The sequence below is a fragment of the Pseudotabrizicola formosa genome (assembly GCF_002900965.1).
In the GTDB taxonomy this organism is placed as follows: Bacteria; Pseudomonadota; Alphaproteobacteria; order Rhodobacterales; family Rhodobacteraceae; genus Pseudotabrizicola; species Pseudotabrizicola formosa.
Map to the genome: position 1 here is coordinate 1 of NZ_PJOM01000001.1, position 25,075 is coordinate 25,075.

The window sequence follows — 25,075 nt, forward strand, 5'->3', positions numbered from 1 at the left end:
TGAAGTTCGTGGATGATCGCAAGTTTGACTGGCATTACATCGCGCCAGGCAAGCCGACCCAGAATGCCTTCATCGAAAGCTTCAACGGCCGCCTGCGCGACGAGCTCCTGAACGAGACCCTGTTCCCATCTCTGCACCATGCCCGCGTCACGCTTGCCGCCTGGCGCACCGACTACAACACCGAACGCCCCCACTCGCGACTCCGCTGGCAGACGCCTGCCGAGTTCGCCCTGACCTTCACCCCGCAACGGGGCCTGACGCTGCGCAATCCACAAAGCTCCGCGCCAGCCCCCGTTGCCCAACCCGCCCAAAGGGGCAAAACTCAAACCCGGAGTCTCGCTCACCATGGATAAAAGTCGGGGGCAACGTCAGAAATAACCGAAGCTGGACAGGTTTTTCTCGAAGACGCACGGCTGGTGCTCGCGACGTTCGAACGAACCATCCGCGCTTCCCGCCAGAATGACCTTGGTGCGCGCGGCCACATCATTGTGGCGTATTCAGCCCTTGCAACCTCATCTCAAATCTCCGCCGGCTTGGACAAGTTTGACAAGCGCCACCCTGGCTGCCAGGTCGAGATGCATGTCATGTCAACGGATGCCATGATGCGCAAACTCAAGACTGGCGAAATCGACATCGGCTTTCTTCTGTCACATGCCAGTGTGCAGGACCCAGAGGTCACCCAAAGCCCGGTATGGTCCACACAGATCGGTGTCGTCGTTCCACGCTCGGCCAGCGAGGTGTCTCTCGACGATCTTCGCGAGGCAAATTTTGTGCTTGGCGTCCGGGAAAACTGGCGATCCTTTCGCGCGCTTCTGGATGAGGCCTTTCTTGCACCAGGCCTGAGGCCGACCATTGTGGATGAGGCTTGGGATGTGCAGGTGATATTTCAGCGTGTCGCCGAGGGACGTGGGCTGACGTTTTTCCCGATCAGTGCAGCGGACAGCTTGCCCGCCGCGCTCAAGATCCTGCCGGTGCCGATCTGGGCACCACAACTGACCATCGCGATAGCGTGGAGCAATGTGGTGGATGCCAAGCTGCTGCGGGCTTTCCGGGAGAGCTTCACTCAATAGCGCCAAACACGTGATCCAATTTTGTGATCAGCTGATCGCACAACCCTATTTGAGCTTCCTCACATTCTTACGCTTTATGCCGCAATATCAACGATTGACGGCAATGAGCGTGTGATGGACTACGATACCGATCCGAAGCCATGCTATCTTCACGGATCGCGTATCGGCCTCGTCTTGCTGCATGGTTTCACAAGCACACCGCAAAGTGTCGCCTATGTGGGCCGTCGGATTCATGCCGCGACCGGCGCAACCGTCAGTGTGCCGCTGCTTGCAGGCCATGGAGAGACGCCGGAAGCGCTGGCGCAGACCGGGTATCACGACTGGCTTGGGTCGGCGCAAGAGGCGCTCAATCGTGTGCGCGCGGAATGCGATGTGGTGGTTATAGCGGGCTTGTCGCTTGGGGGAATGATCGCACTCAATCTTGCCATCAGGTTCCCAGAGGTTGTGGACCGCGTCATCAGCATCAACGGATCAACCGGCATTTACAGGCCAGATCAGGCGCAAGGATTGTTTGCTTCCGACGAGAGCGGATTTCATTGTGGCATTGGGTCCGACATCAAGCATCCGACACGACGTGAGACATGTTACGACCGTATTCCGCTGGCAAACATGCGCGAGCGGTTCGTCCTGACATGCGCGACAGGCATCATGCTACCTGATCTAAAGCAGCCCATTCTTGTGTTTCAATCCCGCGAAGACCATGTTGTTGCGCCAGAGAATGGATCTCGCATTGTCCGAGACGTCGGCTCGTCGAACGTGCGCTTGCACTGGCTTGACCAATCCTATCACGTGGCGACACTCGACAATGACCGGGACCAGATCGTGATGCAGTGCTCAGATTTCATTACCCAGTGATGGAGCGGCTCAACCTTTCTTGAGCCGGCCTGTTCACCTGCCCCCCGTCATACAAAACGCAACGATCTGTTAACTATTAACCACTTTTAAGCTTTGCCTGCTCAAGCGACCAATATTCCATTTCGAACAGCCGCAGAGGATGAAGTGGTTCAAAGCGGCCATAGCGTTCCGCTGCTGCAACCACACGCACCATCTGCATTGCCAAATCCGCCACGATCTTGGCGTCGCCAGCGGACTTTCCGATACCGAATATACCCAAGCCCGGCACAAGAACCAGCCGGGGAAGCGGGTCGAGCATGATCTTTGGTTCTGCAGCCTGAGATGCGCCCTGTTCAAAGTATTGATGGTAGCGGGTGGAGAAATCCTTCAAGGCGTTCCCAATGTCAGCCACCGTAGCATCGCACTGCAACACCAGCGGAAATGGCTTGAGCCGGATCACATGGTCAGGTGTGACGGTACCGCGTTGCAGCGCCTGCACATTTTGAGGTTGGTCAAGAATGGCGCGGATCAATCGTGATGTGCGAAAATCAAACACCACTTTCGCCCATCCATGATGTGTTTGAGCGATGGCCTCTTGCAGACTCGTCGTGAATTCTGTCGCCGCATCAGGTGGTGTCTGCTCTGCCCCTGGCTCTGGGTCGAGTGCAGCCTTATGATCTTCAAGGAAACGCTCTGCCATGGTGGCGAACTCGATCATCCGTGCATAGGATTGCTCTGCTGTGTCACCAAAGGTGAACAGGCCATGATTGACCAGCCAGAGCCCTTCGCAATCTGGAGAACTGTCAAAAATCCGGGCCGCTTCTATGGAAAGATCATAGCCAGGCATCACATAGTCAACGACGGCAACCCGCTTGCCGTAAATATCAGATCCGATTTGGGCAGCATCGGGCTGATTGGCCAGCGCCAACACCGCCGAGGCATGGGAGTGATCCACAAACTTGGCAGGCAGGAAGGCGTGGAGCAGGGTTTCTAGCGACGGGTTCGGCGCGGTCGGGTCCAGAAGGTTGGCCCGCAGAAATGCGACCATCTCCTCATCCGACATTGGCGGCATGTTGCGCGCAGATTGCAGGGCCTCAAGGTCAAGGGCAGGCAGACCCGGCCCTTCTATCGTGGCCAGATCCCAACCGCTCCCCTTGACATGAAGCGTTGGGCGACGTGATCCATCCGGCCAGAGTCGGATCGTTTTGACCGAGGTGTTTCCGCCCCCGTGCAAGACAAGATCAGGGTCGCCCCCGATCAGCCGCGAGGTATACACCCGATCCGCCAGATCAAGATCTGCCGGATCGGATCCCGCCGCAGCACGATAGCGGGCCGCGTCTGCATCTTTCCAACGTGACTGCATGGCTTTTCCTTAATGCGCCGATTGAGTGATCAGGTCGGACATCCGCAGATGATAAAGGTCTTTGCTTCGCGGCCCTTCCATAATGTCGTCCAGCAATGCAACGGTCTGGCGGTAATGGTCCGTGTTGCGGTGGTCATCCACGGACTCGGCCGAGCGAAATACCTCTACGATGGTGAAGTGCGTCGGCTCTTCCCGATCCTGCAGCACATCAAACCTGAGGTTTCCAGGCTCTTGTGTTGTCCCATCGTAATTGATCCGGAAGGCGTCGAGAAAGGCGTCGATCTTGTCGGGTTTGACCCGAATATGAACCAATTGCACAAACATGTTTACTTGACCCCCTTCATGCCGTGCTTGACATTCAAGGTATGGCGTTCCGTCCAGCTGTCGGGCACGTCGCCGCCCGTGTTGTCAAACCATTCCTTGACCGGAATGCCTGAGATCAGCGCGACATTGCCCCAAGGCATCCAGCCGCCGGTGCGCACGATATATTTGGCACCGTGGTAGCCCTCTTCGTGAAACCAGCTGTTTGGGCGTGTGTCGGGCAGAGCGTCGGGGAAGACGTCATTGGTTGTGCCCCAGGCGTTTGGATTGTTGGCCTTCGCTTCCTCGATCATGTAGAATGCCTCAACCCACATATCTTGGCGGATCGCACTCAGCACAGTGCGCAGATCCGGCACGCCGGGGCAGAGGGCAAGGTCTATGACGCGGTCATCATAGACCATCGGAAAGCCGGCATCGACGACAAGCATGATGTCATCATGGCCCATTTCAGAAATGGCGCGGCTGAGTTTGACGTTCAGAATACCTTTGCGACGCATGGTCGGTCCTTTCGTGTAGAAGTAGGTTCAGGCGTGACCCTGAACGATGAGTGAGATGATTTCGTCCTGAGTGGTGTCCGCCATGTTGCGAATGCCTGCCATCCGGCCCAGATGCAGAATGGCGACGCGGTCGCATACCTTGCGCACATGGCCAAGGTCATGGCTGACCATGATGATGCCGATGCCCTGATCAGCCAAGTCACGTACGATGGCCAGCACCTCATCCCGTGCCGAGGGCGACAGGGCCGAGGTCGGCTCGTCGAGAATAATGTAGCGGCTGCCAAAAGCGGTTGTGCGTGCCAGCGCCGAAACTTGCCGCTGCCCCCCCGACAGATGGCCTGACGGCGTTCGCACATCAAAGGGGCGCACCGAAAAGCTGTTCACAATTTCCTGCGCACGCTTGCGCATGGCACCATAGCGCAGAAAGCCAAACCGATTGGTGATTTCGCGCCCCAGAAAGATGTTGTGCACGACCGACATGTCATCACACAGCGCCAGATCCTGATAAAGCATTGCGATGCCGGCATCCCGGGCCGCACTGGAACTGGTAAAACTGTAGGTTTCGCCGTCTACCATGATTGTACCGGCATCGGGGGCGGTGGCCCCGGCAAGAATTTTCATCAGGGTAGATTTGCCCGCCCCGTTGTCACCAAGAACACCCACGACCTCGCCGGCCTCAACGGTCAGATCTATGTCTTCAATCGCCTTGACCGCGCCGTAGGATTTCGCAATGCCGCTCAGAACCACGCTCATCGACTTGCCTCATTTTTGTGAAAGGCCCACATCTGGGCCGGGAGTGATCCGGGGCCGAGGGCCCCGGACCTGCAGGATCAGCGGTCGAGCTTGCCAGAATAGCGGAACGCGTAATCGGTCTCGGCGGTGATCTCATCCGGTGTCAGCTTGTAATCCAGCGCCTTGATCGTTGCGGCCAGAACGACCGGCACCGGCTGTTCTTCTGCATGGGCGCGGATTGCTTCGGCAACGGCAGTGCCCCAGTCGTCATTCACGCGAAACGCGGTGACCTTCAGGCCGCCATCCATGATGGATTTCAGCTCATCCGCGCCACCGCCCCATCCGTTGATGATCACATCATCCAGAACTCCGCGTTCTGTCGCGGCCGCCAGCGCTCCAAGCGCGATGGCAGTGCTTGCTGCATGCAGCATCTTGATGTCGGGATGGCGGCTGAGCAGCGCATTGGCCCCGGAAAACGACAGCTCACGGTCACCATTCGCCTCAAAATGATCGACGATTTCCATGTTGGAGTTATCTTCGACGCATTTCGCAAAATGGTCAGACCGCTGTGAGTCAATCAAGCCAGGGATGTACCGCAAGAGGGCAATCTTTCCCTCCCCGCCGGTTTCCGCAATCGTCCAGCGGCAGAGTTCCTCGGCACCGATCGTGTGGTCAAATCCGACATGGGTGATCGGTTGATTTTCCGTGCCCAGCAGATCAACAAACGGGTTGACGACGTTCATCACCAGGGTCGGAACCTCTGCGGACAAGCGGGCAATATTGGACTTTTGTACTTGGTACTCGGTTGGACCAATCACGACGTAGTCAAAATCCCCGGCGAGAATCTGTTCAACCTGCGCGCCCTGCCGGTCATGTTCATCGGGCTTGAACATGTATTCCACGATTTCGAAGGGGACGCCCATTTCTTCCATCCGTGCCCGGATCGAAAGGTTCAACCGCGCCCAAGCATCCGACGTTTCCAGACTTGGAAACATGAGCGCTATTTTCAGCGGTGCCTCATAAGTCTTGTCTGATGGGACAGCCGCGGCCTGCACACGTGCCATGAACTCGGTCATCGCATCGCGTTCGGCTGGCAGCATTTCGTGTAGTTCGGGCAACAGCAGGTACCCCCGCTCTTTGGCTGCGTCCGGCACCGTTTGTGCAGTCACATGGTGTGCAAGGCTCGAAATCAGCAGGCCTGACAACAGTAGGCTTTTCAGAGACATCTTTCCGGTCATGGTATTTCCTCCCATTTGTGGTTCAGTGCATCCGTTTTATTTGGTCCTACGCTCATTCTTCGGCGCGGGTGTTTCTGCGGGAATAGAGCGCGATGGTGATCAGGATCACCGCACCGGCGGCGACGTGCTGCCAGAACGCTTCAAAGCCCAGCATTACGACGGCGTTGGTGATGGTGGCCAAAAGCCATGCCCCAAGTAACGTACCGATGATGGACCCTCGCCCGCCGAACAGGTGGGTGCCTCCGACAATCACGGCCGCAACTGTGTTCAGCAGGATGGTTACGGCTCCCGACGCCACGACTGCATCCAGCCGCCCGGTCAGGATGATGCCGCCAATCGCCGCGATAATGCCCATGAAAACATAGACCCCTACGCGGTAGCCGGTGACGCTGATGCCAAGGCGCTTGGCCGCTGTCGGGTTGCCGCCAACTGCATGGAGTCGCATGCCGATACGGTGATAGGCAAAGATGCAATGCGCCACCACGACAAGCGTCAGCGCAATGATCAGAGGCATCGGGACGCCTATTACACGCCCCCGACCCAGGAAGGTGATGACCTCGGGAAACCCGAAGAACACGCCGCCGCCGGCGTAGACCAGCGCCAGACCGCGAAACACGAGTTCAGACGACAACGTCACAATGAAATCGGGCATCCTCAGCCGGGTGATGAGCAGCCCATTAAACAGCCCGCACAAGGCGCCAACTGTCAGGCCAACAAGGACCGATACCCAAAGTGGCAGACCGAAATCCTTAAGCGCTGCGGCGAAGGCCACACTCGACAGCGTCAGAATGGCACCAATCGACAGATCAATCCCACGTGCGGTGATCACGGCCGTCATACCTATTCCCAAGAGCATGATCAGCGACGCGTCCAGTGCGATCGCCCGCAAGTTCCCCACTGCAAAGAAGTTCGGCGCAGCCAACACCATGCCGACCGCAATGATCGCCAGCATGACAAGAGGGGCAGCAAGCGGAACCTGGGTCGGGCCGAGAAGCGGTGGCATTCGCGCGCGCCATCCCGTTTCCCCCAATAGTGCAGCGCGGCGTTCATCGGCCGATGACATGTTGTCGGTCGCGGGCGTCATCTCGTCTCCTGCAGTGTTCAAATGTTTGTATAACGATCATATGAACAGATCTGCACATTTTCTGTCAAGCGGAACTTGAAAAGAAAACGGCCAGCTCCGAAAGCTGGCCCGAGGGATGAAAATCAGAGGTTAGTGCAGCAGCGCAGGGGCTGTTTCTTCATCCGTGATGAAGATGTTGATAAATCCCCCCCGCAGGGCTGCGCGAATGGCCTGTACCTTTTCTGAGCCAGCTGCAGCAGCAATCACCTTTGGGCCCCTGCGCAAATCGGATAACGGTACCCCAACCACTCTGCGGTGGAGTGGAAGGTCAACCTCTGCTCCATCCGAGTCGATGAATCGGCATAGGACGTCTCCTACCACACCGCGTCGACGCATCGATTCCACTTCGTTGGGATGCACATAGCCATGCCTGATGACTGTCGCTTCTGGCGTCAGCCCGCCGATGCCCACCAGGGCAAAATTGGCTTGCATCGACATGTCCAGAATGCTCCGCACACTGGTTTCGTTGCGCAGCGCGGACGCAATTTCCCCGCTTTCAACAATGAGAGGGGCGGGCACGAGGTAGAACTTTTGCGCACCACCGACGATTCGAAGTCCATCTGCATAGGCCTGGACTCCACCGGTCAGGCTCACCAGATCCACGCGACGATCAGTGGCCAGGTGGCCCAATCGATGAATTGCTGCCCCCACCATTTCGCCCCAGCCCACCGCCAGCAGGCTGTTTTCCGGGAGATGTCGCATCAGATATTGCGCCGCCGCCTGTCCCAACCTTTCGCTGACCCGCACACCATCCAGTCGCGGAATCACACGAACCTCGGCGATATCGAACTGCTCCTCAATGAGGCGTTCAAGGTTCAGGCAGCCCTGCAAGGCAGAGTTTATCCGCAATTCTAGCAGGCCTGTCCGCCGTCCCATCTCCAGCAGGCGTGACACCTTGATGCGCGGAATCCCAAGGCGCTCACCGATTTCCTGCTGCGTCTGGCCGTCATTGTAATAATACCAGGCTGCCCGCGCCATCAGGGCTTCATCATCATCTATCAAGGGGTGATCCAAGCAGTTGCCTCTCGACCTTATCAGTGCGTCACGTGAAAAAACCTTGACCCGACCATCGGGCCACTGTTCATATGTTCAGAATAGAAACTTTTGGTCGCATCGCAAGCGAACAAGCGCAGGCTGTCACCGGGTGCGGCTGCGAACTGAACCATGCAAGTATAGAGGGTGACATGTCAGGGCCAAACGGGAAAACAGCACAATACACGCGGAATATGCGCCTGATCGGACATTGCGATCAAGGAGGTCGTGGCGACGGCACGCAGATCATGGTCGCCAATGGCTATGCCTATGTGGCGCATATTTTCTCGCAAGGGTTTAGTGTGCTTGATGTCCGCGACCCCGCAAAGCCCCGGACGGTCCTTCATGTGCCCGCTCCTGCCAATACCTGGACCCTGCATCTTCAGCAAGCCGACGGCCTTTTGTTGGTAGTCCATGCCCAAGATCAGTTCCGCCGCGCCGACATTCGTCACGAGTCTGATTATTACAAGGCCGACACCCGCGATACGGGCAAGTCTGTCGCGACCGAGCAGCGCGATTATTCGGCGGGGATGGCGGTGTATGACCTTTCTGACCCGGCAGCCCCCAGACAGATCGGCTTTATGCCGGTCAATGGCATTGGCCTGCATCGCATCTGGTACGTTGGTGGACGCTGGGCTTACGCATCCGCCCAGATCGAAGGGTTCAGCGACTTCATTCTGGTCACCATCGACATGTCCAATCCAGCACGACCTGAAATTATTGGACAATTCTGGTTGCCAGGTATGAACATCGCAGCCGGTGAAGTGCCGGACTGGCCGCTCGAACGCGGTCGCTACAGCCTGCACCACCCGATTGTGCACGATGACGTCGCCTATTGCGGCTGGCGTGACGGCTGCCTTGTGATTGTCGACGTGGCCGACAAGGCTGAGCCGAAGCTGATGGCACATCGCAACTGGGCTCCGCCCTTTGGCGGCGGAACCCACAATTGCCTGCCTTTGCCGGACCGTGATCTTTTGGTGGTGGTTGACGAAGCTGTACTGGACAATGGCGAAGATGGTGACAAGCCGATCTGGCTGTTTGATATCCGCGATAAGACCAATCCTGTCAGCATATCCACACTGCCTAAGCCGTCTGACCGAAATTATCTGGCGGTTGGCGGTCACTTTGGGCCGCATAACGTGCATGAAAACCGCCCCGGCAGCTTTGTCAGCTCTACTCTGATCTTCTCAACCTGGCAAAATGCAGGGCTGCGGGTCCACGACATTGGCAATGCCTATGCCCCGCAAGAGGTTGGTGCCTTTGTTCCAGAGGCTCCGGCCCGTCACGTCGACCCGCGACCAGGGCGACCGCTCGTCATCAACACCACCGATGTTTTCGTCGACAAAGCGGGATTGATTTACTTCACCGACTTTAGTGGGGGGGGGCTGCACATTGCAGAGTTCAATGGCTGAGGGGAAGAATCAATGACCCGGTACTTTTTGGCAATCGACGCGGGCACCGGGAGTGGCCGTGCAGTCATCTTTGATCAAAGTGGCAATCAGGTGGGGATGGGCCAGCAAGAGTGGACCCATATCAGCGAACCGGGCGTGCAGGGCTCGATGGCGTTTGACTGCCAGGCCAACTGGCGCATTCTGTCGGATTGCATCCGCGCCTCCGTTGCAGATGCCGGAATTTCTGCAGACCAGATTGCAGCTGTCAGTTCCACCAGCATGCGCGAAGGCATAGTCCTTTACGACCGCGATGGACGGGAACTTTGGGCATGCGCCAATGTCGATGGACGCGCGGTCCAAGAAGTAATCGATCTGAAGCGGCAGGATGACGGCATGGAAGCTGCCTTTTATGCCGTGAGTGGCCAGACCTTCGCGCTCGGAGCCTGGCCCCGGTTGGAGTGGCTGCGCCGCAATCGACCTGCGCTTTTGGACAAGGCCGCCAAGGTCTCTATGATCAACGATTGGGTTCTGGCCCGACTGTGTGGTGAAATTGTCACCGAACCCTCAAACGGTGGCACAAGCGGCCTGATCGACCTCTCCACCCGGCAATGGTCGCCCGAGTTGATTGCGCGGACTGGCCTTGCGTCTGATCTGTTCCCCGCCATGGTTGAGCCCGGCACAGCGGTAGGCCGCGTCTCGTACAAGGCGGCGGCTGAAACCGGCCTCACTGTCGGCACAGCCGTCATCTGTGGCGGCGGCGACGTACAACTTGGAACCTTGGGTCTTGGTCTGGTCGATGAGGGGGCGGCTGCCGTCCTGGGCGGCACGTTCTGGCAGCAGGTTATCAACATCGGTCAAGGGCGCACGGATTCGACCATGCGCGTTCGGATCAACCCGCATGTGCAGAACAATCTGAACCAAGCTGAGTGCATTTCATTCTTCGTTGGCCTGACGATGCGCTGGTTCCGGGATACCTTTTGTCAGGATGAAAAGGCGCATGCCGCCGCTCATGGCCTGGATGCTTATACCGTGCTGGAACAGATGGCCGCGCAGGTGCCAGCCGGCGCGAACGGAATCATCCCGATTTTTTCCGACGCTATGGATTTCGGACGCTGGTATCATGCGGCCCCGTCCTTCTTGAACATGTCGATCGACCCCGGCCACACCACCAAAGCCAGCTTGTTCCGTGCCTTGCAGGAAAATGCTGCTATCGTGTCGGCTGTGAATTTAGACCGCGTGTTGGACTTTGCCGGTGTCAGCATTGATCGTCCGGTCGTCTTTGCGGGCGGGGCATCAAAAGGGGCGCTCTGGTCGCAGATCTTGGCAGATGTCCTGGGACGCCCCGTCGCCATTCCCAAAGTGCGCGAGGCCACGGCACTTGGGTGCGCCGCCGCTGCGGCTTGTGGGGTTGGGCAATTTGCGACGCTAGCAGAAGCTGGACGGAGTTTTGCCGCAACCGATCGGATTGTCGAGCCAAACACCGCCAACGCCTCTGTGTATGCACGCGCACGCACCGATTGGATGCAGGCTTATGCCGCACAAAAAGCTCTGGTCGATCAAGGTGTGACGACGTCCCTGTGGAAGGCCCCTGGAACTTGATGCGCTATCCGGTCTTCGACGTGACACGCAAGATGGGGTGGCTGTTGTTGCGTTGTCTCATTGCCAACAAAGCGCCGCAAGCCTTTCTTAAGGCGCGGACCGCAAAGATCAGCCGGTACTCCGCAATGAAAGCATACCTCACCGGGAGTCCCTGGCGAAGCATGGGATCGCCTTTTTGAGGATGCTCCCATGCGCCGGGAAAACAGTCCGCCGGACTGTTTTCTTGTCCCGCTCAACTCCGTCACCCTGGCAAGGTCGCGCTTGAGGCGGCGGATCTCGTCCGCTTGGGCATCGACCTCCTTGATCACCTTGGCCGATCGCAAAATCTACTTTTGCCAAGTGTGGATCGACTTGGTGCTAATCCCCAACCGCTGCGCCATCTGTCGATCCGGCGCGAAACTTTCATGCTGGAAAACGTTGCAGACTCGCCTGGTTGCAGTCGGATGACGTCTGCTCTTGGAGTGTCTCAAAGGTGACGTGCAGCGCGGCGGCCGCCGATGGCCCCAAGAGTTGCGGCGATCACGAAATAGGCGCTCATGCCAAAGGCCTGTTGCGGCATGTCAATGCCCTGGTCGATCAGCCAGCCGCAGATGCCCGGCCCGAGCGCAGAGCCCAGTACCATGACGGCCCCGGTCATCGCGCGGATGCGGCCCAGATTTGCTGTGCCGAAAAACTCTGCCCACAGGGCTGCGCTCATCGTTGAGCTGGCCCCGACGGAAGCCCCGAGCAGCACCAGGGCCCCGGCACCGAGCCACAGGTTTTCGGCGATGGCGATCAACAGATAGCCGAAGGCCATGGGAATGAGATAAAGCCCCGCAATCCGGGGAGATCCGATCCGGTCCACCAGCCAGCCGGTCAGCAGCATGGATGTGACTGCCGTTGCGCTGAAAACCGGAAACAGTGCGACCAGATCAAAATGCGCCCAGCCCTTGGCTTCTGCGAAATGAACCTGACGGAAAAAGAACGCGGTATTCCATGCGGCCGGTCCCAGTAGCGCGGGCAGCGTCAGCCAGAACAACCAATGGCGCAACACCTCGATCCGGGTCCAACTTCGCCCGCCCATGCCAACAGAGGTATCGTCGCGGGCCATGGCCTGCGGGGTGCGTTCGGATTTCAGGATCAACACCATGACCAGTGCCGCAACCACCAGAAAGAGCGCGGCGATCATCCAAAGTGCGCGCCATTCGAACCAGCCCATCAGCCCGACAAAGGCGAGGGGCAGCACCGCTTCGCCCAGGGAAACTCCCAGGGCAGCAATCGAAATCGCCCGCCCCCGGGTTGCGACGAACCAGCGCGACATGGCGACCATGGAGGTCTGCATCATCATGCCCTGACCCATCAGCCGCAGCAGAAAGATGGCGCAGGTGAGTGCGGCAATGCTTGTGGAGAGCGACACAAGGGTTGTGGCAAGTGCCAAGCCGATCAGGATGACCGGGCCAATCAATCGCACGCGGAACCGGTCTGTCAACCCGCCGGCAAAGACCATGCACGCAGCGGATGCCATGGTGGCAAGCGCATAGATGCCCCCCCAACCGGCATTGGTCAGGCCAAATTCTTCCCGGATGTCACCGGCAAAAACGGCAATAAAGAAGGTCTGGCCGAAGCTGGACGAAAACGTCAGCAGGAACCCCGCAAAAAGCCAGGGCGCATTCTGACGTAAAAAGCCAATCGGACTGGGCATCCAGTCAGATCTCCTGAGTCACGCGTGCGTTTGAACGGTTCTCCGAAGCGCTTTTCACGCATTTTCCGCAAGGGCCCAGAAAAACTCCAGGTTCGAAAAGATCAGTCCCGGACCGGAAGATCAAGGCGAAACCCGGTGTGCGGCGTCGTCCGGACGGGAACGGCATGTCGCCGGGCAACTGGGTGGATGGGTCACGCGCAGACCTGAGCAGTGCGCGTGACCCCGATCAGAGCTGAAAAGGCGTCACGCCTCAGGCATAGGGCATCAGCGGCACGGGCGAGGAGCCGGACCAGTTCACATAGACGGATTTCTTGCGCAGATAGGATTCAAGTCCGTGAATGCCGTCATCGCCACCGGGACCCGAATTCCGGTATCCGGTGTGATAGCCCTGCAGTGCCTCTGGCCCGATGCGGTTCACATAGATCTCGCCAAAGCGGATGTCGGCCACCGCCTGCATGATGCGTCGGTAATCTTGGGTGAACAGATAGGCGGAGAGGCCATAGCGACTGTCGTTTGCCACGGCCATCGCCTCGTCAAAGCCAGAGACTTTCATCACCGGAACAACGGGGCCAAAGATTTCGTCCTGCATGATCGCCATATCGGCAGTCACCCCACCCAGCACTGTCGGTGTCATCCAGTAACCCCCGGCCACCGGCGGTGTGTCGGGCCGGCCGCCCAGCAGCAGCGGTTCGGCACCGGATTTCAGCGCAGCGGCCAGAATGGCCTCCACCTTCTCCAGTTCCGGTTGCGAGACTTTGGGGCCAAGATCTGTCGTCTCCAGCATCGGGTCTCCCAGCCGCAGCGCCTTGGTGGCCTGTACGAAGCGGGTGACAAAGGCATCGTAGACCTTTTCATGCACCAGCATCCGTTCGTTGCAGATGCAGACCTGCCCGCAGTTCATGAAGCGCGAAGTGACGGCCGAGGCCACGGCAAGATCGAGATCGGCATCTTCCATCACGATCAGCGGGGCCTTGCCGCCCAGTTCCAGCGAGACGGGCACAAGGTTCGGGGCAGCAGCGACCATGATGCGCTTGCCGGTTGGCACAGAGCCGGTCATGGTCACAAGATCAACGTCCGAGTGCGTGGTCAGGGCCGCGCCCACTGTGCCGCCCGCGCCGGTGACAATGTTCACCACCCCTGCAGGCAGGCCCGCCTGTTCGAACAATCGCGCCATGTACAGCGCCGAAAGCGGCGTTTCTTCATGGGGCTTCAGAACAATCGTGTTCCCGGCAATCAGGGCAGGGGCCACTTTGCGACTGACCAGTGCTGCGGGATAATTCCAAGGAATGATGCCGACGACGACACCCACCGGCACCCGCTGAATCCAGATCTGTTCGCCGGGCGCGTCCGAGGGCAGGATCTCCCCTTGAATGCGGCGGGCAAATTCTGCAAAATAGGTGAAGAACTCGGCAGCGCCCCCCACTTCACCCCGCGCCTCGGTGATGGGTTTGCCTTGTTCGCGCACGACCAGCTGCGCCAAAGGCTCGGCGTGTTCTCGGATCAGCCCCGCGATCTTGTGCATAAAGACCCCGCGTTGCAGCGGTGACAGCCGCGCCCAGGCGGGTTGTGCGGCGCGAGCTGCATCAATGGCCTGCAGGGCCTGTGCCGCGCTGGCCTCGGGGGCATGGGCAAATACCTCTCCGGTGGCGGGGTTGATGACGGGGCGGGTGCCTTCGGCCCCCTTATGCCAGTGCCCGCCAATCCACATGCTGCTGTGATCCTCGCTTTGCATCCTGTCTCCTCCCAAAGATCTTAGTCCGTGATGGCGGTATCCGCCTTGCTGCTTACCAGGGCCAGCGCGTAGTCGATGGCCTCGATCAGGCTGGTCGCTTCGGCAATGCCCTGACCTGCAATGTCGAAGGCGGTGCCGTGATCGACAGAGGTGCGGATGATCGGCAGGCCAAGGGTGACATTCACCCCACTGAGCCCGACCCAGCGGCCAGTTGCCGGATCAACAGTAAAGCCAAGCAGCTTGACCGGAATATGCCCCTGATCGTGATACATCGCGACCACGGCATCAAAGGCTCCGCCGCGCATTTTCACAAAAACCGTATCGCCGGGCACCGGGCCGGTGATGTTCAACCCTTCGCTGCGCAACTGGGCCACCAAAGGCTCGGTCACGTCGATGTCCTGTCGCCCGAAGATGCCGCCTTCGCCTGCGTGGGGGTTCAGCGCGGCTATGGCAATGCGGGGGGTGGCAATGCCCAGCCGGCACAGGGCGCTGTGGGTCAGGGTCACAACATGCCGGATGCGTGCGGCGGTGGCGCGCGTGGGCACATCTTCCAGCGCACAATGTGTTGTGACATGGGACACGCGAAACGCCCCATGGGCCAGCATCATCACGCTGCCTTTTGCGCCAGTCAGATCAGCCAGCAGTTCGGTATGGCCCGCATAGGCATGGCCTGCCAGATGCAGCGCCTCTTTGTTCAGGGGTCCGGTCACGATGGCATCGGCGGCCCCCGTCATGGCAAGCGTGGTTGCCTGCACCACTGCACGATAGGCCTGATCGCCCGCATCGGCGGATAGGGTGCCGGGCAGGATGGGACGCGCAGGCGGGACTGTCGGCAAGATCGCCGCGCCGGACAGGCTGCGCACGTCATCCTGCCCGATGACGGGCGGGCAGGGCAGGCCAAGGCTTGCCGCGCTGCGCTGCAACGTTGCCGCGTCGCCAATCAGCACAAGGGCCAGGTCCTGTGCAGACAGCCTGGCCATCAGGGCATGGCACGCCTTCAGCGCGATTTCGGGGCCGATCCCGGCAGGGTCACCGATCGAGATGGCCAGAACAGATTTTGGCATCTTTTGACGCGGCCTTTCCGAAGCTTGCTCCGATTCGTGTTATATTTTGATCTTTTATGAAACATCTTGAACTATTTTGGTAGAACATTGCAACGCTGTGAGAGCAGGCTGGAACATTTTCGCGGTTTTGTGCCAGTATGCTGACAAGTCAGCGATCAACAGGGCGCATATGCTACCAGCAAAAAGACGAGCCCGGATTCTGGAGGTGCTGGGAGCCGAACAGATGGTGTCCCTGAAAGACCTGTCGGAAGCCTTGGGCATTTCGATATCCACGGTGCGCCGCGATGTCGATTATCTGGATGAGGCAGGCTATTTGTCCCGCACCCATGGCGGCGCGATTTCAACCGCGCGGGCATCCACGACGTTTGAGCCTGAAGCTGCCATCGCATCGGCCATCGAAAGTGCGGCAAAGGCTGCCATCGGTGCCGTTGCGGCGCAGCTGATTCAGCCGGGGCAATCGGTGTTGTTTGACAGCGGAACCACGACCGCAGCGGCGGCGAGGGCCGCAGCCAAGCTGAGCATTCCCTTCACCGCGATGACCAATGATGTGATGATCGCATCTTGCCTGTCACAGAATGCGCTGGTGCAGACCAGCGTCACAGGCGGGACCATGCGCAGTGGCACCACCACATTGCTGGGGGCGGATGCGGTGAATTCTGTCGCGCGGCTGCGGGCCGATATCGCCTTTGTGGGCACCCATGCGATCACGCCAGAGGTGCTGTCGGATACGTCGCTGGAACTGGCAGACCTCAAGCGCCGGTTTATGGCAGCGGCAGACCGGGTGATCCTGCTGGTGGACAGCAGCAAGTTTTTCAACCGGGCGTTCTGCGCCTTTGGCGAAACCTCTGCGGTGGATCTGGTGCTGACCGACAGCCGGATCAGCGCGGATGCGACGGCCGCCCTCAAAGACCGGGGTATTGACCTGCGGATGGTGGATATCGCGCCATAAAGGGCGGATCAGCGCGGAGATGCGCCCGAGATAAGCCGCGACATGGTATCGGGCGCGCCAAAGCCGCCGGATTTGGTGATGATCTGAAGCCCGGGCCATCCGGTCAGGGCGGTCGAAAGCGGCAGTCCCGGCAGCACTTCACCCCGCACCTCAAGCAGCCCGATGCCCAGTTCAGACAGAACAGCTTCGGCGGTGGAACCGCCACAGGCCAGAACCGTGGCGGGCGGTGAGGCTTTGACCCATAAAGCCACACCCGTGGCAAATCGGGCCGCTGCCTGAAGGGGCGTTGTCCCAGAGCGGCCGGGTTGCATCTGCAAAATCATCAAAGGCCCTGACGCCGCCGGTGGCGGCGGCACCGCGCCATCGGGTGCCGGGAAAACATCAAACCCGGTGAGCTGAGCCAGCGTGATCGGATCGCGCGATCCGATGGCAAACAGGGCAGGGGAAGCCAGCCGCTGATGAGCGGCTTGCGGCGCGCCAGCCGTTAACCGCCGTGCCAGAGAGTCTGCCAAGCCGGCAGCACCCACCAGCAAGGCAGCCTCAGAGGCCGCTGCAAGCCCGGCGTCAATCTGGGCCTCGGTATGAGCATTCAGCACGGCAGAGGCGGCAACCCCGGCGCGCTCTGCCACGGGAAGGGCACGCTCAACGCCCATTCCGGTGACATGGCCATCCTCAACAAAGCGGCCCAGCCTTGGAATGGCCGGGCAGATCAGCACAGGCTGACCCGGAATGCAAAGCGCCTGAAGCTCGGCGGCGATGTGTCCCTTCATCCGGCTGTCGATTTTCTTGAAGACGATCGCACTCCGGGCCACAGGGTCGCCCATCAAAGCAACCCGCACCTGCAAAACACGGGCAACAGCGGCGTCTTGCGTGCCGTCGCGCGATCCGGTCGAGACGGCGACCACCTGCGCCCCGCTGCGCAGCGCCGCGTCAAGATGGTTGGTCGAGGTTGCACAGACGACCGTCATGCCCCGCGCCGCAAAGGCGGCAGAGCTGTCCAGCGCGCCGGTCAGATCATCTGCAATCACGATCACCTTTGGCCCCAAGGTCATGCGATGGCCTGACGGCAAGACCGAGATGTCCCGGCAGGGCACATCCTAGCGGCTTTCACTGGGTCGGGTTTCATTGACGGCAATGGCAAGGGCCTGCAATACGCAGGTTCCGATCACCAGCGGATGCGCGGCAATCGGGCTGCGCTGGGGGGTTTCAATGGTCACTCTGGCGATGGCTGCCAGCGGGCTGAGCACATTGTCCGTCACCGCGACCACAATGCCGCCCCGCGCGGCATGCAGCTTGGCCCCGCGCACGACAGAGGTCTGATAGGGGGCGAAACTGATGGCCAGAATGGCGTCTTCCATCCCCAGAAGCTCGATTTGACGACTGAAAAAGGAACCCGCCTCATCCAGCATGTTGGTGGGCGTGCCAAGGCTGAGCGCGGTGGCGTGAAAGATGCAGCCAAGCGCAAATGAGGTTTGCTGCGCCAGAACATGGATGCGATCCGCTCGCACCAGTTCGATCACCGCGCGGTCAAATTGTTTACGGTCAAGTTCCTTGAACAACCGGTCCAGATCGCGGCGGGCCTCGCTCATCAGCGCATCGGCAACGGCAATGGCCCCGCTGGCGGGATGGGCGCTGATCGCCTCACGCTCGCGGATTTCGCCCATCCGGTACACCAGATTGTCACGGAAATCGCGCTTCAACTCGTTGAACCCGGCATAGCCAAGCGTCTGTGCAAAGCGGACCATACTGGAAGGCGGCACACCGATTCGCTTGGCAAGCTGCTGCGCGGTTTCCACTGCGACCGTATCGGCGTTCTGGATGGAAAACTCGGCAATGGCCCGCAGCTGCGGACTAAGCTCCGGATAGGCGCGGGCAATGCGGTCTCGCAAGCCGGCAAAGGCCCCGTTTGTCTCGGTTTCGGCAATATTCCCCAAGATGAGGCCCTTTCGAACGGTGGTTCAAAAATTCCAATACCGTCTTAAGAATGAAAATTCAATCGTTGACAGGTTTGCGAATTTACGGGTTACTGGTGTCAGGAGGGTAGAGATAGCAGAGTTTCGATCCGTTTTGGAGGACGTGTCGCAACGGAACTTTGGCCCTGATGGTCAGAGAGAATGCAGGAAAAATGCAACCAGGGAGGACTACAATGAAATTTGGACGCAGAACGACAACGTTCATGCTGACAGCGGCACTGGCACTGGGAACGACTGCGCTTTCCGGGCTGTCCAGCCAGTTGGCGGCGCAGGAGCGCACGCTCAAGGTCTGGTTCGGGCGGGATCAGTTCATCCCCGAGGATCAGTTCGCACAGTTCAAGGCCGAGAACCCCGATATCGCGGTTGAGTTCGAAGTGATCCGGCTGGAAGATGTCAGCGCGCAACTTGTGCTGGCCACGCGGTCCGGCAATGCCCCCGATATCGTGCAGATTCAGGCCCGCGACATCACCCAGCTTGCGCAGGGCGGTATGCTGAAGGAATTCGATGCACAGATCGAGACCTTCAAAGAGCAGTTTCCCGACACCTACAACCAGCTTTCTCCCATCGCGTGGGAAGGCGCTTCAAGTGCCGATGGCAAGCTTTACGGCGTGGCGCTGTTTGTGCAGTCGATTTACCTAACCTATCGCAAAGACCTGCTGGAAGCTGCTGGCATTGCGATGCCGCTGGAGACCACAGACAAGGTTCTTGCGGCGGCAAAGGCGGTCAGCACCATTCCAGGCGGCGGCGACATGCTTGGGTTCAGCCTGATCGGCTGCTGCGTGGCACCGACCTGGGAACTGCCGCTGTTTCTGGCGATGGGCGGGCAATTCATCGACGGCGTGCCGCAGATCGACAGTGAAGTCGGCATCGAATGGATCGAATTCTACCAGACCCTGATGCGCGATAAATCGGCCAGCCCGGATTCTGCAAGCTGGGATTCCGGCCAGATGCGCGCAGCCTTTGTCGGTGGTCGTGCCGGTGTGATGCACGAAGGCGAGCATATCTACGTCGAGATCGAAAAGACCATGCCTTATGCCGAGGGTAAGTGGACGTTCGAGCGTCTGCCGACCCGCCCGGGCCAGACCGAACCGCATGTGTAGTCGGGCTTTGCCTTTCCCTTTGTGGTGACCACGGCGGCGGATGATGATGATGCGGTCGTCCGTGCGCTGGAATATCTGGCGCGACCGGATTTTGCCAAGCAGGTCGCCATCCGGTATCAGCCGACCACCAATTCGGCGGTCTCGAACGACCCGGAGTATCTGGCGGCAAAGCCATGGGCGCAGGATATCGCCCCCTTGGCCGCATCGCTGGTGTCCCTGCCGACCCACCCGACACGGGTGATCCAGATCTATGACGTGCTGACCCAACTGCGGGACCGGTCTGTCGCCGACACCACGACCTCGGCTGCCGATCTGGCCAAAGAGTACCAGGAACTGGTGAACAAGGCCGCCGGCCTCTGACCAACCCCCTTTTGCTCCCAAGCAACTGCGGTACGGAGAAATCCGTACCGCCCTTTTCACCCACGCTTAACGTCAGAGGCCCGTATGTCACATACCACGCCCATGGTTGAAGACGGACCAACAGGTGCCGACCGCCTGAAACCGTTTGTTCCCTATCTTCTTGTTCTGCCGGGACTGCTCTTTGTCATGGGCATTCTGGGCTATGCCGTTGTGGGCGGTATCATCTTGTCTCTGAACGAAACCGACATGTTCATGAACAAGACATTCGTCGGTCTCAAGAATTACATCGATGTCTTTGCCGACCCCCGGTTTCAGGACGCAATGGTCCGCACGCTGAGCTTTGTTGTGATCAGCATCGTGCTAGGGATCTTCATGTCGATGAGCTTTGCGCTGGTGCTTTACAAGGTGGTGCGCGGGCGTCGGTTCTTTCGTGGCCTCAGCCTTGTGCCCTATTTCGTTTCCGGCATCGCCACCGCTGTGATGTTCCGCTTTATTTTTACCACCAGCGGCGGCTTCGTGAACACGGTGCTGGCGCAATTGGGGCTGCCGGCGCAATCCTGGCTGGGCGATCCGACTCTGGCCTTTGCGGTGGCGATCATGGCCAATTGCTGGTTCATGGTGCCCTTTGCTTCGCTGATCCTGCTCGGCGGGTTGCAAACCATCGACAAGGATCTGTATGACGCCGCCGCGATCGACGGGGCAAACCCGATCCAGATTTTCTTCCGCATCACCCTGCCGCTGATCAAACCCATGCTGGGGGTCAGCCTGATCTGGGTGTCTTACATCAGCTTTTCGACCTTCGATATCGTGCTGGCGCTGACGTCGGGCGGGCCGCTGAAAGCGACCGAGCTGGTGTCGATCTACATGTATGAACTGGCGTTCCAGCAACTGAACTTCGGTCAGGGCGCGGTGCTGATGGTGGTGCTGCTGGTGTTCAACACGGTGCTCAGCCTGATCTACATCAAGATCTTCGTGATGGGCGACCGCCGTCATTCGGAGGCAGGCAAATGAGGGTGCAAGAGTCCGGCCCCATGGCGCTGCTGTTCCAGCGCCTTGGCCCCAAGGTGCTGATCTGGTTGACCCTGACCTTTCTGGTGATCTGGACAGCAACCCCGATCATCTGGGCGATCCTGTCGTCCTTCAAAGACCCGCTGGAGATCTATGAGAGCAAAAGCCTGCTGCCCGAGGTCTGGCGGCTGGATGCTTACCGCAAGGTGCTCAGCATGCCGGGGTTCGGTACATGGCTGATGAACAGCATCATCGTGACCGTTGTCGCCACGATCGTGCCGCTGATCCTTGCCATCCTCGCGGCCTATGGCTTTGCCCGCTACGCGTTCAAATTCCGCCATGTGCTTCTGCTCTTGTATCTGATCCCGCGCATCATTCCGCGCGTCAGCCTGATCGTGCCGCTGAATGACCTGATGAGCGATCTGGGCCTGATCAACACCTATTCCGTGCTGTTCATCACCTACATCGCCAGTGCGGTGCCTTTGGCGACATGGATTCTGGTGGGCTTTTTCGGCTCGATCCCAAAAGAGATCGAGGAAAGCGCCACGCTGGACGGCGCAAACATGTGGAACCGCCTGCGCCATGTGATGCTGCCGATGGCCTGGCCCGGCGTGGTGACGGCGGCCGTGCTGTGCCTGCGCGAAGCCTGGAACGAGTTTTCCTTCGTGCTGGCTCTGGTGAACCAGACCGACATGCGAACGCTGCCCTATCAGCTCTACATGCTCAAGGATTCCATGGGGATACAGGATTACGCGGTTTACAACGCCTTTACCATCCTGACCGTGCTGCCGCTCTTGCTGGTCTATCTGCTGCTGGAACGAAAGGTCGTGGACAGCATCGTATCGGGGGCGGTGAAATCATGACAACGCAAGTATCGGAAGGACAGAAAATGGCAGAGGGCTATGTCGAGTATCGCAATCTGCGCAAGAGCTTTGGCGGATTGGAAATCCTGCACGGCGTTGACCTGACCATACCAGAAGGTGCCTTTGCCGTGCTTGTCGGACCGTCAGGTTGCGGGAAATCGACGCTGCTGCGGATGACGGCCGGGCTGGAAAACGTGACCAGCGGCGAGATCAACATCGCCGGGCGCCTGGTGAACAACGTGCATGCCAAGAACCGCGGCATTGCCATGGTGTTCCAGTCCTACGCGCTCTACCCGCACATGAGCGTCGAGGACAATATGTCCTTCGGCCTGAAGATGCGCAAAACGCCTTTGCAGCTCATCACCGACCGGATCAAGCGCGCGGCGTCGATCCTGAAACTCGGGCCCATGCTGGACCGCTTGCCATCGCAACTGTCAGGCGGGCAGCGCCAGCGTGTGGCCATGGGCCGCGCCCTGACACGAGAGCCGGAAGTGTTCCTGTTCGACGAGCCGTTGTCCAACCTGGACGCCAAACTGCGGGTCGAGATGCGGGCGGAAATCAAGGCGCTGCATCAACGCCTGAAGACCACGACGATCTATGTGACCCATGATCAGATCGAGGCCATGACCATGGCCGATATCGTGGTGGTGATGCATGACGGCCGGATCGAGCAGGTGGGCGAACCGCTGGCCATCTATGACCGCCCGGCCAACCTGTTCGTGGCGGAATTTCTGGGCTCACCTGCGATGAACCTGATCCCCGGCACCATCGCGCAGGATGCAGACGGACGCTGTGTGCAGACCGAGGCGGGCATGCGCCTGCCGTTGGACTCTGGGGCAAAGGGCACTGTGGGGCAGAAGGTGGTCTACGGCATCCGCCCGGAACATCTGCAGCTTGATCCGGCGGGTGATCTGCCCATCCGACTGACGCTGGTCGAGCCCGCCGGGTGGGAAACCCATGTGCATGCCGATCTGGGAGGCCAGATTGTCCGCATGGTGTCTACCAAACGTGTGGCGCAGCGCGCGGGTGACAGCACGACCGCCAAAATCGACGCAACCCGCGCGCATCTGTTCGATGCCGCCACCGGCAATCGCCTGTGACCTGAATTTTGAAGACGACAAAGAAAGAGGAACCGGAATGACACGTCCGCTTGATGCAAAGCTCGCCCGTATCCGCGAAGGCAACTACACTCCCGCCGATTTCGTGATTGCCGACGCCAAGGACGGCGATATGTCGATGGGCGTGGCTACGCCAGGCTTTCGCACGGGGGCCGACGGCAAGCCAACCACCCAGCCCCGCCCTCTGTCGGACTACCGCGATGACATGCGCAGGATGACCCGATCCGGGTTGGTCGATGTGATGCTGACCTCGCTGTCGTCAGCTGAAACACTGGCCGCCGAAGGTCTGTTCGAGGGCAGTGACGTGACCCCCGCCGTGCGCCTGAACGATGCGTCGGACATCTGGGCCTACCGGGGGGCAAGTTACCGCAAGGTGCCAGCGGCCCCCTTCCGCACCGCGCGGCTGGACCGGGCGCTCAAGGTCGCAGATCTTGGTCTGTATGCGGCGACCTTCTACAACGATCTGGCGCAGGACGCCGCAACGCTGAACGCCTATACCGCCTTCCGCGATGAGGCCAGCGCCGCTGGGATGCGCCACTTTCTGGAGGTGTTCAATCCGGCCTTCGATATCGACACCAACGGCGTCGACATCGGCCACTACATCAACGACACAATTGCCCGTTGCCTTGCAGGTGTGTCCAGCGAGGAATATCCGCTGTTCCTCAAGATCGCCTATAACGGTCCGCGCGCGATGGAGGAACTTGCCAGCTATGATCCCGGCAAGCTGATCGTCGGCATTCTGGGCGGCGGTGTTGGCACCACCCGCGACACGTTCGAACTGGTTTCGCAGGCCGAGAAATATGGCGCGCGGATCGCGCTCTTCGGTCGCAAGATCTATTTTGCCGAAGACAGCACCGAAATCGTCGCCGCGATGCGCCGGGTGGTGGAAGGCGTGCAAACCCCGGAAGATGCCGTGCGTGACTACCACGACCGGCTTGCGAAAAAGGGTATCAACCCAAACCGCTCGCTGGAAGATGATGTTCAGGTGACCGAGGCGGTGCTGAAATGACCAGTCGGCAAGGAGTCCTCACGGCCGGAACATGGTGCGCGGATCACAACAAGGTTGTCGAATTCTGGCCGCTGGAGAATGAGGTGGTCGAGATCCTGTCCGAAGACGTCAAAGGGGGCGGTTCGGGCTGCAATCTGGCGATCGATCTCAAACGGCTCGATTCTTCCATTCCGGTCGAAACCATCGGTGTGATCGGAAATGACGAAGATGGTCGCATCCTGCTGGCAGAGGCCGACGCTTACGGCATCGAGCGGAGTCGGCTGCATGTGGTCGAAGGGCTGCGCACAAACTACACCGACGCCTATACCTCCAACCGGACGGGACGGCGTACACATATTTACCTCCAGGGTGCGAGTGCCGAGCTGAACCCGGATCACTTCGATTTCTCCAAAACCAATGCCCGCTTCCTGCATCTGGGGCTTCCCGGCATTCATCGACAGATGGACCGTGCCTGGGGCAATGACGAAAACGGCTGGGTCACTGTGCTGCGCGCCGCGCAGGCGGTGGGGATAGAGACCAATATGGAACTGTGTTCCATCGCACCGGAAAAGCTGGCCAAGATCGTTCGGCCCTGCCTGCCGCATCTGGATTACCTGATCATCAATGATTTCGAGATGGCGGCAATTTCCGGCAATCCGACGGTGGCGGCAGAGGCGGCGGATATCCCCCGGGTCATTGCATCGGCAAAGACGGTGCTTGCCATGGGCAGCATGAAACTGCTGGTGGCGCATTTCCCCGAAGGCGCGGTTGTGTTGCCGCGCGGCGGCGAGGCCATGTTCATCCCCTCGGTTGACGTTCCTCCGGAAAAAGTCATCGGCGCAAACGGGGCGGGCGATGCCTTTGCTGCGGGTGTCATCTACGGTCTGCACCAGAACTGGCCGATGGAAGAAACCGTCAGGCTGGGCCACGCCGCAGCGGCCGTCTCGCTGCGCAGTCTTGGCACAACAGATGCGGTGTTGCCGGTGGCCGAATCTTTGGCGCTGGCGAAAAAATGGGGATGGCGCAACGCAGCCTGAGG

At 59.6% G+C, this 25,075-nt stretch carries 25 protein-coding genes; 13 read left to right on the forward strand and 12 right to left on the reverse strand.

Features of this window, described 5'->3' with window-relative positions; all coding sequences use genetic code 11:
* The 3 genes from CXR43_RS00005 to CXR43_RS00015 all read left to right on the forward strand — a co-directional run.
* Positions 1-353 (forward strand): integrase core domain-containing protein (locus CXR43_RS00005; protein ID WP_146036443.1); only part of this gene is annotated, 353 nt, incomplete at its 5' end.
* A 63-nt stretch (positions 354-416) separates the two neighbouring features.
* Positions 417-1,070 (forward strand): LysR family substrate-binding domain-containing protein, encoded by a 654-nt coding sequence (locus CXR43_RS00010; RefSeq protein WP_168219708.1) that lies wholly within the window; start codon positions 417-419, stop codon positions 1,068-1,070.
* A gap of 114 nt (positions 1,071-1,184) precedes the next feature.
* A complete protein-coding gene (locus CXR43_RS00015; RefSeq protein ID WP_103332020.1) occupies positions 1,185-1,925 on the forward strand; it encodes an alpha/beta hydrolase in 741 nt (246 codons plus the stop codon).
* 76 nt (positions 1,926-2,001) lie between these two features.
* Here CXR43_RS00015 and CXR43_RS00020 read toward each other — a convergent pair whose 3' ends face one another.
* The 7 genes from CXR43_RS00020 to CXR43_RS00050 form a co-directional block, all read right to left on the reverse strand.
* Positions 2,002-3,267 carry a class II aldolase/adducin family protein gene (locus tag CXR43_RS00020; RefSeq protein ID WP_103332021.1) on the reverse strand — a complete coding sequence of 422 codons (1,266 nt, stop codon included), beginning with the start codon at positions 3,265-3,267 and terminating at the stop codon, positions 2,002-2,004.
* A gap of 9 nt (positions 3,268-3,276) precedes the next feature.
* Positions 3,277-3,591, reverse strand: a complete 315-nt coding sequence (locus CXR43_RS00025) for an antibiotic biosynthesis monooxygenase (protein ID WP_103332022.1) — start codon at positions 3,589-3,591, stop codon at positions 3,277-3,279.
* 2 nt (positions 3,592-3,593) lie between these two features.
* Positions 3,594-4,085, reverse strand: coding sequence for an RbsD/FucU domain-containing protein (locus CXR43_RS00030; RefSeq protein WP_103332023.1), 492 nt, complete (start codon positions 4,083-4,085; stop codon positions 3,594-3,596).
* Between the two features lie 27 nt (positions 4,086-4,112).
* The gene (locus tag CXR43_RS00035) at positions 4,113-4,838 is read right to left on the reverse strand and encodes an ATP-binding cassette domain-containing protein (RefSeq protein ID WP_103332024.1); all 726 of its coding nucleotides are present in this window, start codon (positions 4,836-4,838) and stop codon (positions 4,113-4,115) included.
* Between the two features lie 77 nt (positions 4,839-4,915).
* Positions 4,916-6,055, reverse strand: a complete 1,140-nt coding sequence (locus CXR43_RS00040) for a substrate-binding domain-containing protein (RefSeq protein WP_168219709.1) — start codon at positions 6,053-6,055, stop codon at positions 4,916-4,918.
* A 52-nt stretch (positions 6,056-6,107) separates the two neighbouring features.
* On the reverse strand, positions 6,108-7,139 hold the full coding sequence (locus tag CXR43_RS00045) for an ABC transporter permease (RefSeq protein ID WP_103332026.1): 1,032 nt from the start codon (positions 7,137-7,139) through the stop codon (positions 6,108-6,110).
* Between the two features lie 129 nt (positions 7,140-7,268).
* Positions 7,269-8,180: a sugar-binding transcriptional regulator gene (locus CXR43_RS00050; RefSeq protein ID WP_246831235.1), complete on the reverse strand. Its 912-nt coding sequence runs from the start codon at positions 8,178-8,180 to the stop codon at positions 7,269-7,271.
* A 182-nt stretch (positions 8,181-8,362) separates the two neighbouring features.
* Between CXR43_RS00050 and CXR43_RS00055 the strand changes: the two genes are divergently transcribed.
* Both CXR43_RS00055 and lsrK read left to right on the forward strand, forming a co-directional pair.
* A complete protein-coding gene (locus CXR43_RS00055; protein WP_103332027.1) occupies positions 8,363-9,622 on the forward strand; it encodes an LVIVD repeat-containing protein in 1,260 nt (419 codons plus the stop codon).
* Positions 9,623-9,634: 12 nt separating this feature from the next.
* Positions 9,635-11,200 (forward strand): autoinducer-2 kinase, encoded by a 1,566-nt coding sequence (lsrK, locus tag CXR43_RS00060; protein ID WP_103332028.1) that lies wholly within the window; start codon positions 9,635-9,637, stop codon positions 11,198-11,200.
* A 466-nt stretch (positions 11,201-11,666) separates the two neighbouring features.
* On the opposite strand, the gene CXR43_RS00065 is transcribed toward lsrK, so the two are convergent.
* The 3 genes from CXR43_RS00065 to pdxA all read right to left on the reverse strand — a co-directional run bounded on the left by CXR43_RS00065 (position 11,667) and on the right by pdxA (position 15,677).
* Positions 11,667-12,881, reverse strand: a complete 1,215-nt coding sequence (locus CXR43_RS00065) for an MFS transporter (protein ID WP_103332029.1) — start codon at positions 12,879-12,881, stop codon at positions 11,667-11,669.
* A 250-nt stretch (positions 12,882-13,131) separates the two neighbouring features.
* Entirely contained in the window at positions 13,132-14,613 is a 1,482-nt protein-coding gene (aldA, locus tag CXR43_RS00070) for an aldehyde dehydrogenase (RefSeq protein WP_103332030.1), read from the reverse strand.
* A gap of 20 nt (positions 14,614-14,633) precedes the next feature.
* Positions 14,634-15,677, reverse strand: a complete 1,044-nt coding sequence (pdxA, locus tag CXR43_RS00075; RefSeq protein ID WP_103332031.1) for a 4-hydroxythreonine-4-phosphate dehydrogenase PdxA — start codon at positions 15,675-15,677, stop codon at positions 14,634-14,636.
* A 169-nt stretch (positions 15,678-15,846) separates the two neighbouring features.
* On the opposite strand from pdxA, the gene CXR43_RS00080 reads away from it, so the two are divergent.
* The gene (locus tag CXR43_RS00080; protein ID WP_103332032.1) at positions 15,847-16,626 is read left to right on the forward strand and encodes a DeoR/GlpR family DNA-binding transcription regulator; all 780 of its coding nucleotides are present in this window, start codon (positions 15,847-15,849) and stop codon (positions 16,624-16,626) included.
* An 8-nt stretch (positions 16,627-16,634) separates the two neighbouring features.
* On the opposite strand, the gene CXR43_RS00085 is transcribed toward CXR43_RS00080, so the two are convergent.
* Positions 16,635-17,678 carry a four-carbon acid sugar kinase family protein gene (locus CXR43_RS00085; protein ID WP_103332033.1) on the reverse strand — a complete coding sequence of 348 codons (1,044 nt, stop codon included), beginning with the start codon at positions 17,676-17,678 and terminating at the stop codon, positions 16,635-16,637.
* A gap of 45 nt (positions 17,679-17,723) precedes the next feature.
* Positions 17,724-18,560 carry a MurR/RpiR family transcriptional regulator gene (locus CXR43_RS00090; protein ID WP_103332034.1) on the reverse strand — a complete coding sequence of 279 codons (837 nt, stop codon included), beginning with the start codon at positions 18,558-18,560 and terminating at the stop codon, positions 17,724-17,726.
* A gap of 212 nt (positions 18,561-18,772) precedes the next feature.
* Between CXR43_RS00090 and CXR43_RS00095 the strand changes: the two genes are divergently transcribed.
* From CXR43_RS00095 to CXR43_RS00125, 7 genes are all read left to right on the forward strand, one after another.
* On the forward strand, positions 18,773-19,699 hold the full coding sequence (locus CXR43_RS00095) for an ABC transporter substrate-binding protein (protein WP_168219710.1): 927 nt from the start codon (positions 18,773-18,775) through the stop codon (positions 19,697-19,699).
* 21 nt (positions 19,700-19,720) lie between these two features.
* The gene (locus CXR43_RS00100; RefSeq protein WP_103332036.1) at positions 19,721-20,059 is read left to right on the forward strand and encodes a type 2 periplasmic-binding domain-containing protein; all 339 of its coding nucleotides are present in this window, start codon (positions 19,721-19,723) and stop codon (positions 20,057-20,059) included.
* Positions 20,060-20,143: 84 nt separating this feature from the next.
* Positions 20,144-21,070, forward strand: coding sequence for a carbohydrate ABC transporter permease (locus CXR43_RS00105; RefSeq protein WP_103332037.1), 927 nt, complete (start codon positions 20,144-20,146; stop codon positions 21,068-21,070).
* Between the two features lie 20 nt (positions 21,071-21,090).
* The gene (locus tag CXR43_RS00110) at positions 21,091-21,930 is read left to right on the forward strand and encodes a carbohydrate ABC transporter permease (RefSeq protein ID WP_168219711.1); all 840 of its coding nucleotides are present in this window, start codon (positions 21,091-21,093) and stop codon (positions 21,928-21,930) included.
* Between the two features lie 26 nt (positions 21,931-21,956).
* Positions 21,957-23,030 (forward strand): ABC transporter ATP-binding protein, encoded by a 1,074-nt coding sequence (locus CXR43_RS00115; RefSeq protein ID WP_103332039.1) that lies wholly within the window; start codon positions 21,957-21,959, stop codon positions 23,028-23,030.
* 37 nt (positions 23,031-23,067) lie between these two features.
* The gene (locus tag CXR43_RS00120) at positions 23,068-24,057 is read left to right on the forward strand and encodes a hypothetical protein (RefSeq protein ID WP_103332719.1); all 990 of its coding nucleotides are present in this window, start codon (positions 23,068-23,070) and stop codon (positions 24,055-24,057) included.
* Positions 24,054-25,073: a carbohydrate kinase family protein gene (locus CXR43_RS00125; protein WP_103332040.1), complete on the forward strand. Its 1,020-nt coding sequence runs from the start codon at positions 24,054-24,056 to the stop codon at positions 25,071-25,073. Before CXR43_RS00120 ends, CXR43_RS00125 begins: the two co-directional genes overlap by 4 nt.
* The last annotated feature ends 2 nt before the right edge of the window (positions 25,074-25,075 follow it).

What these genes read in the sequence shown, in the direction of transcription:
- CXR43_RS00015 (WP_103332020.1), top strand. Translation starts at nt 1,185, where the DNA reads ATGGACTACGATACCGATCCGAAGCCATGCTATCTTCACGGATCGCGT.
- CXR43_RS00020 (WP_103332021.1), bottom strand. Translation starts at nt 3,267, where the DNA reads ATGCAGTCACGTTGGAAAGATGCAGACGCGGCCCGCTATCGTGCTGCG.
- CXR43_RS00025 (WP_103332022.1), bottom strand. Translation starts at nt 3,591, where the DNA reads ATGTTTGTGCAATTGGTTCATATTCGGGTCAAACCCGACAAGATCGAC.
- CXR43_RS00030 (WP_103332023.1), bottom strand. Translation starts at nt 4,085, where the DNA reads ATGCGTCGCAAAGGTATTCTGAACGTCAAACTCAGCCGCGCCATTTCT.
- CXR43_RS00035 (WP_103332024.1), bottom strand. Translation starts at nt 4,838, where the DNA reads ATGAGCGTGGTTCTGAGCGGCATTGCGAAATCCTACGGCGCGGTCAAG.
- CXR43_RS00040 (WP_168219709.1), bottom strand. Translation starts at nt 6,055, where the DNA reads ATGACCGGAAAGATGTCTCTGAAAAGCCTACTGTTGTCAGGCCTGCTG.
- CXR43_RS00045 (WP_103332026.1), bottom strand. Translation starts at nt 7,139, where the DNA reads ATGACGCCCGCGACCGACAACATGTCATCGGCCGATGAACGCCGCGCT.
- CXR43_RS00055 (WP_103332027.1), top strand. Translation starts at nt 8,363, where the DNA reads ATGTCAGGGCCAAACGGGAAAACAGCACAATACACGCGGAATATGCGC.
- lsrK (WP_103332028.1), top strand. Translation starts at nt 9,635, where the DNA reads ATGACCCGGTACTTTTTGGCAATCGACGCGGGCACCGGGAGTGGCCGT.
- CXR43_RS00065 (WP_103332029.1), bottom strand. Translation starts at nt 12,881, where the DNA reads ATGCCCAGTCCGATTGGCTTTTTACGTCAGAATGCGCCCTGGCTTTTT.
- aldA (WP_103332030.1), bottom strand. Translation starts at nt 14,613, where the DNA reads ATGCAAAGCGAGGATCACAGCAGCATGTGGATTGGCGGGCACTGGCAT.
- pdxA (WP_103332031.1), bottom strand. Translation starts at nt 15,677, where the DNA reads ATGCCAAAATCTGTTCTGGCCATCTCGATCGGTGACCCTGCCGGGATC.
- CXR43_RS00080 (WP_103332032.1), top strand. Translation starts at nt 15,847, where the DNA reads ATGCTACCAGCAAAAAGACGAGCCCGGATTCTGGAGGTGCTGGGAGCC.
- CXR43_RS00085 (WP_103332033.1), bottom strand. Translation starts at nt 17,678, where the DNA reads ATGACCTTGGGGCCAAAGGTGATCGTGATTGCAGATGATCTGACCGGC.
- CXR43_RS00095 (WP_168219710.1), top strand. Translation starts at nt 18,773, where the DNA reads ATGAAATTTGGACGCAGAACGACAACGTTCATGCTGACAGCGGCACTG.
- CXR43_RS00105 (WP_103332037.1), top strand. Translation starts at nt 20,144, where the DNA reads ATGTCACATACCACGCCCATGGTTGAAGACGGACCAACAGGTGCCGAC.
- CXR43_RS00110 (WP_168219711.1), top strand. Translation starts at nt 21,091, where the DNA reads ATGGCGCTGCTGTTCCAGCGCCTTGGCCCCAAGGTGCTGATCTGGTTG.
- CXR43_RS00115 (WP_103332039.1), top strand. Translation starts at nt 21,957, where the DNA reads ATGGCAGAGGGCTATGTCGAGTATCGCAATCTGCGCAAGAGCTTTGGC.
- CXR43_RS00120 (WP_103332719.1), top strand. Translation starts at nt 23,068, where the DNA reads ATGACACGTCCGCTTGATGCAAAGCTCGCCCGTATCCGCGAAGGCAAC.
- CXR43_RS00125 (WP_103332040.1), top strand. Translation starts at nt 24,054, where the DNA reads ATGACCAGTCGGCAAGGAGTCCTCACGGCCGGAACATGGTGCGCGGAT.